The 11,563-nt window shown below is 67.5% G+C and carries 11 protein-coding genes, 1 tRNA gene and 1 pseudogene; 4 read left to right on the top strand and 9 right to left on the bottom strand.

Going from position 1 to position 11,563, the window contains the following annotated elements; translation table 11 throughout:
* From ACXJLU_RS19090 to ACXJLU_RS19080, 3 genes and pseudogenes are all read right to left on the bottom strand, one after another.
* Positions 1 to 199 (bottom strand): annotated as a pseudogene (locus tag ACXJLU_RS19090) (hypothetical protein); the annotation flags it as partial.
* Between the two features lie 125 nt (positions 200 to 324).
* Positions 325 to 1,233, bottom strand: a complete 909-nt coding sequence (gene ylqF / locus ACXJLU_RS19085) for a ribosome biogenesis GTPase YlqF (RefSeq protein ID WP_457333633.1) — start codon at positions 1,231 to 1,233, stop codon at positions 325 to 327.
* A 746-nt stretch (positions 1,234 to 1,979) separates the two neighbouring features.
* Positions 1,980 to 2,064 (bottom strand) — tRNA-Leu (locus tag ACXJLU_RS19080).
* A gap of 90 nt (positions 2,065 to 2,154) precedes the next feature.
* On the opposite strand from ACXJLU_RS19080, the gene ACXJLU_RS19075 reads away from it, so the two are divergent.
* On the top strand, positions 2,155 to 2,751 hold the full coding sequence (locus ACXJLU_RS19075; protein WP_457333631.1) for a rhomboid family intramembrane serine protease: 597 nt from the start codon (positions 2,155 to 2,157) through the stop codon (positions 2,749 to 2,751).
* A gap of 87 nt (positions 2,752 to 2,838) precedes the next feature.
* Entirely contained in the window at positions 2,839 to 3,906 is a 1,068-nt protein-coding gene (locus ACXJLU_RS19070) for a S1C family serine protease (protein WP_457333629.1), read from the top strand.
* 11 nt (positions 3,907 to 3,917) lie between these two features.
* Here ACXJLU_RS19070 and ACXJLU_RS19065 read toward each other — a convergent pair whose 3' ends face one another.
* Positions 3,918 to 4,820 (bottom strand): SDR family oxidoreductase, encoded by a 903-nt coding sequence (locus tag ACXJLU_RS19065; protein ID WP_457333627.1) that lies wholly within the window; start codon positions 4,818 to 4,820, stop codon positions 3,918 to 3,920.
* 42 nt (positions 4,821 to 4,862) lie between these two features.
* Here ACXJLU_RS19065 and ACXJLU_RS19060 point away from each other — a divergent pair, with 42 nt between their 5' ends.
* The gene (locus tag ACXJLU_RS19060) at positions 4,863 to 5,900 is read left to right on the top strand and encodes a CDP-6-deoxy-delta-3,4-glucoseen reductase (protein WP_457333625.1); all 1,038 of its coding nucleotides are present in this window, start codon (positions 4,863 to 4,865) and stop codon (positions 5,898 to 5,900) included.
* 9 nt (positions 5,901 to 5,909) lie between these two features.
* Positions 5,910 to 6,893, top strand: coding sequence for a Bug family tripartite tricarboxylate transporter substrate binding protein (locus ACXJLU_RS19055; protein ID WP_457333623.1), 984 nt, complete (start codon positions 5,910 to 5,912; stop codon positions 6,891 to 6,893).
* Positions 6,894 to 6,910: 17 nt separating this feature from the next.
* Here ACXJLU_RS19055 and ACXJLU_RS19050 read toward each other — a convergent pair whose 3' ends face one another.
* From ACXJLU_RS19050 to ACXJLU_RS19030, 5 genes are all read right to left on the bottom strand, one after another.
* Positions 6,911 to 7,777 carry a CsgG/HfaB family protein gene (locus ACXJLU_RS19050; protein ID WP_073467360.1) on the bottom strand — a complete coding sequence of 289 codons (867 nt, stop codon included), beginning with the start codon at positions 7,775 to 7,777 and terminating at the stop codon, positions 6,911 to 6,913.
* 121 nt (positions 7,778 to 7,898) lie between these two features.
* Positions 7,899 to 8,612, bottom strand: coding sequence for an ABC transporter ATP-binding protein (locus tag ACXJLU_RS19045; protein ID WP_073467361.1), 714 nt, complete (start codon positions 8,610 to 8,612; stop codon positions 7,899 to 7,901).
* Between the two features lie 13 nt (positions 8,613 to 8,625).
* Positions 8,626 to 9,402: an ABC transporter ATP-binding protein gene (locus ACXJLU_RS19040; RefSeq protein WP_073467362.1), complete on the bottom strand. Its 777-nt coding sequence runs from the start codon at positions 9,400 to 9,402 to the stop codon at positions 8,626 to 8,628.
* 16 nt (positions 9,403 to 9,418) lie between these two features.
* Positions 9,419 to 10,510 (bottom strand): branched-chain amino acid ABC transporter permease, encoded by a 1,092-nt coding sequence (locus ACXJLU_RS19035; protein ID WP_457333620.1) that lies wholly within the window; start codon positions 10,508 to 10,510, stop codon positions 9,419 to 9,421.
* Between the two features lie 19 nt (positions 10,511 to 10,529).
* Positions 10,530 to 11,453: a branched-chain amino acid ABC transporter permease gene (locus tag ACXJLU_RS19030; protein ID WP_073467364.1), complete on the bottom strand. Its 924-nt coding sequence runs from the start codon at positions 11,451 to 11,453 to the stop codon at positions 10,530 to 10,532.
* Between the last annotated feature and the right edge of the window lie 110 nt (positions 11,454 to 11,563).

The raw sequence follows: 11,563 nt of genomic DNA, 5'->3' as shown, positions 1-11,563 counted from the left end.
ACTTGGCAGCGATCTCGACAAGGTGCGGTACGACCGCATACGAAGCCTCTCCCACATCACCCTGATGATGAAGTTCACTCCAGAGTTCGTCCCAAGTGTCGTGACCCTGCCCAAGCTTTGAAAGAGCAGCCGATGGATCGTATGGCACTCGATAGCCACCGCGCAGCGCGGCCCACTTCGTGTCGAACAGAGGCAGCATTCAGTGCGTCCTTGGTCAAAGGCGGTCACTCTAACTTGACGTTGAGCCGTTCGAAAACGGTCGTTGCCGAAAACCCGCTCCTGGCCGTCATCGGTCTCCGGCTCCCCATGGAAGACGACATGACGTCACGCCTTCCCGCGTGCTTCCTTCTTCGCTTTTCGCGTCTCCTCGGCCAGGATGCCGGCTGCCCGCCAGTGCACGAACTCGTCCGGCGTCTCGAGCGTGACGCGGCCCCAGGCGCCGCTTCGGAAGTCGTTCAACGCCACCTCAGCGGCTTTCTGCATGTTCACGCGGCCACCGGGCAGCAGGCCGCCGCGCTTGCGGCCCACCTCGGCCAGCAATGCCTCGTCGGTCATCGCCGAGAAGCCGGCAAGCTTGTAGCGCGCCACCAATCGGTCCGCGTAGCGATGGCGCACGCGAGCCAGCAGCGCCATCGCTACCTCTTCCTCGTCATAAGCATTGCGGCCGATGCCGCCGCTCGCCGCCAGGTTGTACCCACCCTGCGCGGTGAGGATTCGCGGCCACAGCATGCCCGGTGTGTCAAACAGGAAAAAGTCGTTGGCCAGCAGGATCTTCTGCTCCAGCTTGGTGATGCCCGGCTCGTCGCCCGTCTTGGCTGTGCGCTGGCCGTTGAGTGTGTTGACCAGCGTCGACTTGCCCACGTTGGGAATACCGCAAATCAACACCCGCACCGGCTTGACCATGCCGCCGCGATGCGGGGCAAGCGCCCGGCACGCCGCGATCAGCGCACGCGCCGGCGCGGTGGCGCTGGCGTCCAGCCCCAGCGAACGGGTGTCGGGCAGCGCCTGGTAATGCGCCAGCCAAAGCTCGGAGATCTCCGGATCTGCGAGGTCCTGCTTGTTCAATACCTTCAGCGCAGGCTTGCCTGCCGTCAGTTCGGCCAGCAAGGGATTGGTGCTCGAGCCCGGTAGCCGTGCGTCGAGCAACTCGATCACCACGTCGATCTCCGGCAGGCGATCGGCGATGGCCTTGCGGGTCGTGTGCATGTGGCCTGGGAACCACTGGATGGTCATGGAAGTGCTGCTTTCTGTTCTCGCGGATGGCCGCATCGGGAGGGCGCAGGGCGATCGTCACCGATCGTATCTCGGGGTTTTCTTTGCCCCTGCCTGAAGGTCGATATCGATGCTACCGTCGTCGGCACTCCAATCCGAACTTCGTCAGGCAATGACGAGGGCAGCATCGGCAAGCCGACATTCACGAACGGAAGCAACTGGCCGCAACCTCCCACCGGTCCTGACACGGCAGCAGATCTTGATCCATCGTCGAGCTGCCAATGGACTGGTCGGGCGGCTGTCAGCTGGCGCGGCTTCGGTGCGGCGCGTACACGGTGGCCGCTGAAGATCGAGCCGTCTTCTCGCTCGGCAGGCTGCCGTCCGGTGGTGCGCAGCGGCGCAGGGCCGAGGAACTCGCCGGTCGCCTGCACCAGTGGCTTGACGGGCGGGCGGTGCCCTTGTGCCCGGGATGTCAGCAGGCTAGCCGGCAGCACAGCTTCTCTTGTTCGTGACCTCTCATGTGAGGCTGTGCCGTGTCTCAGTTCGACCACTTGCACTCTTGACGCGGGTGAGCACGTTGACCTTGAGCCAACCCCACTCATCGAGTGCAATCCGGTACATGGCCCGGATCACGTTGAAGTCGCGCGCAATCGAGCTGAGGCTGCTTTTTGATCCGGTTTGATTCAGCTGCCGCCACCCGCATCATTAGGATCGGCGCGGATCATCTGAGGTTTTGGCGCACTGCGGCGCAGACCAGAAAGGGGTTCTGGTGCCTCGGGTCGGAATCGAACCGACACTCCTTGCGGAACGGGATTTTGAGTCCCGCGCGTCTACCAATTTCGCCACCGAGGCCGGTGCAGGGGGTGAGAGTTTGCCACAGCCTTTCAGGGAAAGGCCCAAACCGGGTACGCTTGGCGCCCCTTCCCTTGTCGCGGAATCTGCATGCCGTCGTTGCCACCCGTCACCCAGGCCCTGCTGCTGATCAACGTGGGCATGTTCTGCCTGCAGCAGTACATCCTCGGCTTCGTCGTCGACCGCTTCCTGGCCCTGTGGCCGATCGGCGCCGGCTTCCTGCCCTGGCAGATCGTGACCTATGGCTTCCTGCACGGCGGCTTCAACCACCTGCTGTTCAACATGCTCGGCCTGTGGATGTTCGGCGCTGAACTCGAACGCCTGTGGGGCGCGAAGCGCTTCCTGCAGTTCTACATGGCCAGCGTCGTCGCGGCAGCCGGCTTCCAGCTCATCGTCTGCGCACTGATGGGCGCCAACTTTCCGACCGTCGGCGCCTCCGGCGGCCTGTTCGGGCTGCTGCTCGGCTTCGCGATGATGTTCCCCAACCGCACCATCGTGCCGCTGATCCCGCCGATCCCGATGAAGGCCAAGACCTTCGTCGCGATCTACGGCGGCCTCGAACTGCTGTTCGGCGTCACCGGCACGATGGCCGGCGTGGCGCACTTCGCCCACCTCGGCGGCATCTTCGGCGGCTGGCTGATGATCCGCTACTGGCGCGGCCAGCCGCCGTTCGGCCGGCGGCGCTGATTTCACGCCGCGGAAAGCCCCGCCTCACCCAGGGGCGGGCCGAAGCGCTCATGCTCACCGGACGAGTTTCTCGTCCCGGAGGGCCCCATGAGCGATCGGCTTCATGTGATGCGCAGCACGGCGCGCAGGTGGGCAGCCGGCTGCCTGCTCGGGGCATGGGCGGCCTGCAGTGCCGCGCTCGCGGTGGCGGCGCCCTCCGATGACGACGCCACGCTGAACGAGCAAGGCGAACTGCTCGCCCGCGCCGCAGCCGCGGTGGTCGGCGTGCAGGTGCAGGTGCTCGGCCACGCGACCTCGGCCGACACCCTCGGCAAGCTGCGCCTCGGCTCGGGCGTCGTGATCGGCGCCGATGGCCTGGTGCTCACCATCGGCTACCTGATCCTCGAGGCCGACCAGGTCGACCTGCAGCTGGATTCGTCGCGCGTCGTGCCGGCGCGGGTCGTCGCCTACGACCAGGCCACCGGCTTCGGCTTGCTGCAACCGCTCACGCCGCTGCGCCTGCCGCCCGCGCCGCTCGGCGACACCAGCCAGCTCGCGTCCGACGAACCGGTGATGATCGTGAGCGGCAGCACGCCGATCGGCCAGGGCGAGCTGAGCATCGCGCGGGTCGTGTCGCGGCGCGCGTTCTCCGGCTACTGGGAATACCACATCGACGGCGCCTTGTTCACCTCGCCGCCGCGGGCCGACCACAGCGGCGCGGCGCTGTTCAACGCGAATGGCGAGCTGCTGGGCATCGGCTCGCTGATCGTCGCCGACGCCGCCGGCGACGACGCACCCCGCCTGCCCGGCAACATGTTCGTGCCGGTCGACCTGCTGAAGCCGATCCTGAAGGAGATGCGCGAGAGCGGCAGCACCGCGCTGAGCCACCGGCCGTGGCTCGGCCTGAACTGCGTCGAATCCGACGGCAAAGTGCGCGTCGTCAAGGTAAACCGCGGCAGCCCGGCCGAGGCCGCGGGGCTGCAAGCAGGCGACCTGATCCTGCGCATCGACGGTGTCGCGGTCGGCGGGCTGGAGCGCTTCTACAAGACGCTGTGGCGCGGGAACACGCCGGAGCGCGAGGTCACGCTCGAGGTGCGGCGTGGTGACGAGACACAGACGTTGAAGGCGCAGGCCACAGACCGCATGAAAACGCTGACGCAGTCGCTCGGGGTCTGAAGGCGATCAGGTCAAGCGAGCAGGCCGTCGCGCACCGTCGGGTAGCGCAGCTTCAACCGCAGTTCTTCACGCAGCCGCCGGTTGTCGAGCCTGCGCGACTCCGACAAGAACGACATCTGCATCGCCGGCAACTGCTGCCACGCTTCGTCGCGCGTGATGCGCAGCGGCCGCGGCATGCCGCACAGGTCGGCCGCGAGGTCGAAGTAGTCGCCCATCTTCAGCTCGGTGTCGTCGCTGGCATGCACGACGCGCTGCGGCAGCCCGCGGTGCAGCGCCGCGATGCAGGCGCGCGCCAGGTCGTCGGCATGGATGTGGTTGGTGTACACGTCGTCTTCCACCCGCAGCACCGGCGTGCCGCGCGCGAGGCGCTCGCGCGGGTGCCCGCCGGGTCGATCGCCCGCGTAGATGCCGGGGATGCGCAGGATCGTCACCGCCACGCCGAAGCGCCGCCCATGCCAGCGCAGCCGCGTCTCGGCATCCACGCGCCGCCGCGCGCGATCGCTGGCCGGTGCGGTGGCGCGAGTCTCGTCGAAGCGCACGCCGCCGGCATCGCCGTACACGCCGCTGGTGCTGCCGTAGACGATGCGCCGCACGCGCGTCGAGCGGGCCAGCGCCTGCAGCAGCGCCGCGGTGCGCGGATCGTCGGCGCCCTCGCCCGGCGGCGGCGCCAGGTGCAACACCGCGTCGGCCAGCCCGGCCAGTCGGCCGAGCGTTACCGCATCGTCGAGGTTGCCCACCAGCGGGCACACGCCGAGCGCGCGCAGCGCCGGCACGCGCGCCTGCGACGACGTGAGGGCCAGCACACGCCAGCGCCCCTGCAGCAGGCGGGCGACGCGCTGCCCGACATCGCCGCAGCCGACGATCAACACGGTGGGGCGCTTGAAGCGCGTCGGCAGGTCGGGACGGAAGGGCATTGGATCGCGGGCAGAATCGAAGGCTGGTTTCGAGGTTACCCCATGACTTTCACCGCGATCGTGCGGCCCAGCGGCACGAGTTTCCAGGTCGATCGCGACGAGCCGATCCTCGCGGCGGCGATCCGCCAGGGCATCGGCCTGCCCTATGGCTGCAAGGACGGCGCCTGCGGCTCCTGCAAGTGCAAGCTGCTCGAAGGCCGCGTGATCCACGGTGCCCACCAGGCCAAGGCGCTGAGCGACGCGGAAGAAGAAGCCGGCTTCGTGCTGACCTGCTGCGCCGCGCCGCAGACCGACGTGGTGCTCGAAGCCCGCACCGTCGCCGGTGCCGGCGAGTTCCCGGTGCGCAAGATGCCGTGCCGCGTCAACCGCATCGAACGGCCGGCCGCCGACGTGGCGCTGCTGCACCTGCAGCTGCCGGCGAACGACCGCCTGCGCTACCACGCCGGCCAGTACGTCGAGTTCGTGCTGCGCGACGGCAGCCGCCGCAGCTACAGCATGGCCAACGCGCCGCACACGCAGGAGCAGCAACCCGGCATCGAGCTGCACATCCGCCACATGCCCGGCGGCAAGTTCACCGACCACGTGTTCGGTGCGATGAAGGAGAAAGAGATCCTGCGCCTCGAAGGCCCGTTCGGCAGCTTCTTCCTGCGCGAGGATTCGGACAAGCCGATGGTGCTGCTGGCCAGCGGCACCGGCTTCGCGCCGATCAAGGCGATCGTCGAGCACCTTCGTTTCAAAGGCAGCGACCGCCCCGCCGTCGTCTACTGGGGCTGCCGCAGCCGCGCCGACCTGTACCTGCACGACTGGATGCTGCGGGCCGCCGATGAGCTGCCGTGGCTGCGCTACGTGCCGGTGCTGTCCGAGCCGAAGCCCGACGACGGCTGGAGCGGCCGCACCGGCTTCGTCCACCAGGTGCTGATGGCCGACCTGCCCGACCTGTCGGGCCACCAGGTGTATGCCTGTGGCGCGCCGGTGATGGTGGAATCGGCCCAGCGCGACTTGGTCGCCCGCTGCGGCCTGCCCGCCGAAGAGTTCTACGCCGATTCATTCACGTCGGAAGCCGACAAGCACCCTGCCTGAGACCCCTCGATGCAACGCAGACACCTCCTCTCCCTGGTCGGCGCCGCCGCCCTGCTCACCTTTTCTTCCGTGGCTTCGGCCCAGAACAACAAGCCGATCCGGCTGGTCGTGCCCTATTCGCCCGGCGGCCCACTGGACGTGATCGCACGCGCGCTGGCCGACAAGGTCAAGGACAGCCTCGGCGTCGTGATCGTCGACAACAAGGCCGGTGCCGGCGGCAACATCGGCGCCGATGCAGTCGCCAAGTCGGCGCCCGACGGCCTGACCATCGTGATGGGCGCGGTCGCGACGCATGCCATCAACCCGTGGCTGTACGCGCGCATCCCCTACGACCCGATCCGCGACTTCACGCCGATCACCGGCGTGGCCCAGGTGCCGAACGTGCTGGTGATGAACCCGGAGACCGCGACGAAACTCGGCATCCGCAGCGTGGCCGACCTGGTCGCCTACGCGAAGAAGAACCCCGGCAAGCTGAACTACGGCTCCGGCGGCAACGGCAGTGCGGGTCACCTGGCCGGCGAGATGTTCAAGGCGCAGGCCGGCGTCTTCATGGTCCACATCCCGTATTCGGGCGGCAACCCGGCGCAGCTGGCGCTGCTGTCGGGCCAGGTCGACCTGAACTTCGACAACCTGGCGACCGCGTCGGCCAACATCAAGGCCGGCAAGCTGCGCGCGCTGGCCGTCACGACCTCGGCGCGTTCGAGCGCGATGCCCGATGTGCCGACGATCGCCGAAGCCGGCGGCAGTCTCGCGCGCTTCGACGTCAACACCTGGTTCGGCCTGTTCGGCCCGGCGGGCTTGCCGGCCGACCTGACGCGCAAGATGAACAAGGCGTTCACCGACGCGCTCGCGACGCCCGACATCAAGGCCCGCTTCGCGACGCTGATGGCCGAGCCGATCCCGAGCACGCCGGAGCAGTTCGGCGCGTTCGTCAAGCGCGAACGCGCGAAGTACGAGCAGGTGGTGAAGGCTTCAGGCGCGAAGGTCGACTGAAGCCATCGCGTCTCGATTTACTTCTTTTTGGCCGGCGCCTGCGGCTGCGATGCCGGCGTCGTGCCGCCATCGACTCCCAGGCGACCGCCGGTGCCCAGGCCGCCCTTGACGGTCTGCGCCTTGTAGTTGCGCAGCGACTTCACCATCTGGTTGAACGAGTCGGCGAACGCGGTCACGACCACCTTGCCCTGGGGCGTGTTCGCATAGCCACCACCACCGCCGACCAGCCCGCCGGTGAAGGCGGCGCCGAACATGCCGAAGTCGAAGTTCTTCGCGGTGCCTTCAGCGGCCGAGATCTGCACGCCCGAGCGGTTGTCGATCAACAGCAGCGTCGTCGAGGCCTCGTTGCGGCTCACGTTGCCGGCCACCGCACCCAGCAGGCCCAGCCCGCCGCCGCCGAGGAAGCCACCGCCACCACCAGTCTTGCCCGAGAACTGGATCGCCGGGCTCATCGTGTAGTCGGCCGCGACCATCTGGCCCTTGCCGAAGTTGCTGTTGGCGCGCACCTCGCCGCTTTGTTCGAGCGAGCGCTCCTTCATCATGTTGTTCATCGCACCGCCGCGTTCGACGATCACGAAGCAGTTGCTCTGCTGCACCATCAGGCGCAGCACCGGGATGGTCGAGCCGAGCTGGTGCTGGCGCAGCTGGTAGTACCAGGGCGCGGTGGTGTCTTCCTGCACGGCCAGCGTGCCCAGCGATTCGCTGCACTTCTCGAGCTGGCTGTTGTTGTTCTCGGCGGTGCTGCCGCCGGCGGCGCCCGACACGGTGCCCTTGTTGTCGCCCATCGTCGGCATGGTGGAACCGCAGGCGCTGAGCAGCGCGGCGGTGGCGACGGCGACAAGGGACAGACCGGTCAGGCCGGACGGGCGCAGGGTGGCTTGCATCGAAAGACTCCTAGGGGTTGGCGCGGCCCTGGTCCCGGGCCGTTTTGTGCGGGCCAGTATAGGAACGCACCCGCGCGAGCGGTACCACCCAAGCGGGTGGAAACGCCCCCGGATTGCCCCCTCACTCGCCGAGGTAGGCGGCGCGCACTTTCGGGTCGTCCAGCAGCGCCTTGGCGTCGCCGTCCATCGTGACCTCGCCCGACTCCATCACGTAGCCGCGGTTGGCCAGCTGCAACGCGCGGCTCGCGTTCTGCTCGACCAGCAGCACCGTGGTGCCCCGGCCGTGGATGTCGGCCACGACCTCGAAGATCTTGTCGACCATGATCGGCGACAGGCCCATCGACGGCTCGTCGAGCAGCAGCACCTTGGGCCGGGCCATCAGCGCGCGGCCCATCGCCAGCATCTGCTGCTCGCCGCCCGACATCGTGCCGGCCAGCTGGTTGCGGCGCTCCTTCAGGCGCGGGAAGATCGCGAACACCTTCTCGATGTCGGCGTCGATCTCCTTGTCGTTGCGCACGAAGGCGCCCATCTGCAGGTTCTCGGTGATCGACATCCGCGTGAAGGTGCCGCGGCCCTCGGGCACCATCACCAGGCCCTGCTTGACCAGGTCCCACGGCCCCTGGCCCTTGATCGGCTTGCCGAGGAACTCGATGTCGCCGGCCGCCACCGGCTGCAGGCCGGTCACGGCCTTCAGCGTGGTGGTCTTGCCGGCGCCGTTGGCACCGATCAGGCTGACCAGCTCGCCCTCATGCACTTCGAACGACACGCCCTTCACGGCCTGGATGCCGCCGTAGGCGACCCTCAGTCCGCTGACTTTCAACAACGTTGCTGCCATGGTTCGGGCGTCCTCAGTGAGTCTTGTGTCCGGCACCGAGGTAAGCCTCGATGACTTTCTCGTTGCGTTGCACGTCCGCGGGCGTGCCTTCGGCGATCTGCTTGCCGTAGTCGAGCACGGTGACGCGATCGCACAGGCCCATCACCAGCTTCACGTCGTGCTCGATCAGCAGGATCGTGCGGCCGTCATTGCGGATGCGGTCGATCAGCTCGCGCAGCACGACCTTCTCGGTCGCGTTCATGCCGGCGGCCGGCTCGTCGAGCGCGATCAGCTTCGGATCGGTGGCGAGCGCGCGGGCGATCTCCAGCCGGCGCTGGTCGCCGTAGCTCAGCGTGCGGGCCTTGAACTCGGCGTACTTGCCGATGCCGACGTAGTCGAGCAGCTCCTGCGCGCGCTTCGCGATCGCGGCTTCTTCGGCCTTGAAGCCGCTGGTGCGGAACACCGCGCCGATCAGGCCGGAGCTGGTGCGCACGTGGCGGCCCACCATCACGTTCTCGAGCGCCGTCATCTCGGCGAACAGCCGGATGTTCTGGAAGGTGCGCGCGATGCCGGCCTTGGCCACCTCGTGCACCGCGGTCGGCTGGTAGGGCTTGCCGCCCAGCTCGAAGCTGCCGGAATCGGGCGTGTACAGCCCGGTCAGCACGTTGAAGAAGGTCGTCTTGCCGGCGCCGTTCGGGCCGATCAGGCCATACACCTGGCCGGCCTCGATCGTGATGCCGACATCGGAGAGGGCTTGCAGGCCGCCGAAGCGCTTGGAGACGCCACTGACCTTGAGAACAGTTTCTGCCATGCGGGGCTCCTTGTTGTTATTTGGTCGGAACGGGAGCCGCCTTGCCGTGCTCCGGCGAAGGCCACAGGCCCCGCGGGCGCGACAACATGATGGCGATCATCGCCAGCGCGATCAGCAGCTGGCGCAGGATGGCGGCGTCGAGCCGGCCGTCGGTCATGTTCTGAAGCGGGCCGGCCACGTAGCGCAGCACCTCGGGCAGCGCCGACAGCAGCAGCGCGCCGAGGATCACGCCCGGGATGTGGCCGATGCCGCCCAGCACCACCATCGCGACGATCATCACCGACTCCTGCAGGCTGAACGATTCCGGCGAGATGAAGCCCTGGAAGGTCGAGAACAGCACGCCCGACACGCCGCCGAAGGTGGCGCCCATGCCGAACGCCAGCAGCTTCAGGTTGCGGGTGTTGATGCCCATCGCCTTCGCCGCGATCTCGTCCTCGCGGATCGCCATCCACGCGCGGCCGATGCGCGAGCGCTCGAGCCGGTAGCAGATCACCACGCTGAGGATCACCAGCGCGAGGAAGAAGAAGTAGTAGCTGGTGACCGGCGGCAGGTCGATGATGCCGAACAGGCTGTGGCGTTTGCCGAGGTCGTAGCCGAAGAAGTTGAACGGATCGATCTGCGCGAGACCCTTCGGGCCGTTGGTGATGTTGACCGGCGCGTCCAGGTTGTTCATGAACACGCGGATGATTTCGCCGAAGCCGAGCGTGACGATCGCGAGGTAGTCGCCGCGCAGCTTCAGCGTCGGTGCACCCAGCACCACGCCGAAGATGCCGGCCACCAGCGCCCCGATCGGGATCGCGAGCCACCACGGCGTGTGCAGCCCGCCCGGGAACATCTCGGCGATGCGCGGGAAGGTCTCGGCCAACTGCGGCGATGCGAGCAGGCCGAACAGGTAGGCGCCGACCGCGTAGAACGCGACGTAGCCCAGGTCGAGCAGGCCGGCGTAGCCGACCACGATGTTCAGCCCGAGCGCGAGCAGCACGTACAGCAGCGCGATGTCGAGGATGCGCACCCAGGCGTTGCCGAAGTACTGCGCGATGAAGGGCACGATCGCCAGCACGATGGCGAAGGCGACGTAGGTCCCGATCTTGTTGTCTCTGAGGTTCATGGTGGGGTTCCTTTCGTGCTCAGGCTCGATCCGCGACACGCTCGCCGAGCAGGCCCTTCGGGCGCAGCGTCAGCACGAGGATCAGCACGATGAAGGCGAAGATGTCCTGGTAGTGGCTGCCCAGCACGTCGCCGGTCAGGTCGCCGATGTAGCCGGCGCCGAGCGACTCGATCACGCCGAGCGCCACGCCGCCGACCATCGCGCCGGCCAGGTTGCCGATGCCGCCGAACACCGCCGCGGTGAAGGCCTTCAGCCCCGGCAGGAAGCCCATCGAGTGCTGCACCGAGCCGTAGTTGGCGGCGTACATCACGCCGGCCAGCGCCGCGAGCGCCGCGCCGATGATGAAGGTGGCCGAGATCACCGTGTCGGGCTTGACGCCCATCAGGCTCGCGACGCGCGGGTTCTCGGCGGTGGCGCGCATCGCGCGGCCCAGCTTGGTGCGGTTCACCAAGTACATCAGCCCGGCGAGCGTGATCGCGGTGACGACCAGGATCAGGATCTGCACGGTGTTGATCACCGCGCCGCCGATGAAGAAGGGCTCGCTCGGCAGCAGGATCGGGTACGACTTGTAGTTCGGCTTCCAGATGATCATCGCGAGCGTCTGCAGCAGCAGCGACATGCCCATCGCGGTGATCAGCGGCGCCAGCCGCGGCGCCGTGCGCAGCGGCCGGTAGGCGATCTTCTCGATCGTGTAGTTGAGTGCCGAGCACACCACGATCGCGGCGATCAGCGAGATCAGCATCAGCAGCCAGCCCGGCATGCCGGTGCCGGCGAGCGCCGTGACGACCGTCCAACTGGTGAGCGCGCCCACCATCAGCACCTCACCGTGCGCGAAATTGATCAGGTTGATGATGCCGTAGACCATCGTGTAGCCCAGTGCGACCAGCGCATACACGCTGCCCAGCACCAGACCGTTGATGATCTGCTGGATGAAGGTATCCATGTGAAAAGTCTCCTGCGGAAATCCAAGGCGGCAGCCTTGTCGAATCAAGGAACAGCTGCCGCGCGAAGCCAGCCACCATTCCTGTAGCAAAAAGCCCGCCGTGTCTATCT

Source organism: Rhizobacter sp. P5_C2 (assembly GCF_054049715.1).
Note: the sequence above shows the minus strand (reverse complement) of the source record. Positions and strands in the feature narration are given on the sequence as shown.

Coding starts and splice junctions, on each gene's coding strand:
- ylqF (WP_457333633.1), bottom strand. CDS start 1,233: ATGACCATCCAGTGGTTCCCAGGCCACATGCACACGACCCGCAAGGCC.
- ACXJLU_RS19075 (WP_457333631.1), top strand. CDS start 2,155: ATGCCGTCGTTGCCACCCGTCACCCAGGCCCTGCTGCTGATCAACGTG.
- ACXJLU_RS19070 (WP_457333629.1), top strand. CDS start 2,839: ATGAGCGATCGGCTTCATGTGATGCGCAGCACGGCGCGCAGGTGGGCA.
- ACXJLU_RS19065 (WP_457333627.1), bottom strand. CDS start 4,820: ATGCCCTTCCGTCCCGACCTGCCGACGCGCTTCAAGCGCCCCACCGTG.
- ACXJLU_RS19060 (WP_457333625.1), top strand. CDS start 4,863: ATGACTTTCACCGCGATCGTGCGGCCCAGCGGCACGAGTTTCCAGGTC.
- ACXJLU_RS19055 (WP_457333623.1), top strand. CDS start 5,910: ATGCAACGCAGACACCTCCTCTCCCTGGTCGGCGCCGCCGCCCTGCTC.
- ACXJLU_RS19050 (WP_073467360.1), bottom strand. CDS start 7,777: ATGCAAGCCACCCTGCGCCCGTCCGGCCTGACCGGTCTGTCCCTTGTC.
- ACXJLU_RS19045 (WP_073467361.1), bottom strand. CDS start 8,612: ATGGCAGCAACGTTGTTGAAAGTCAGCGGACTGAGGGTCGCCTACGGC.
- ACXJLU_RS19040 (WP_073467362.1), bottom strand. CDS start 9,402: ATGGCAGAAACTGTTCTCAAGGTCAGTGGCGTCTCCAAGCGCTTCGGC.
- ACXJLU_RS19035 (WP_457333620.1), bottom strand. CDS start 10,510: ATGAACCTCAGAGACAACAAGATCGGGACCTACGTCGCCTTCGCCATC.
- ACXJLU_RS19030 (WP_073467364.1), bottom strand. CDS start 11,453: ATGGATACCTTCATCCAGCAGATCATCAACGGTCTGGTGCTGGGCAGC.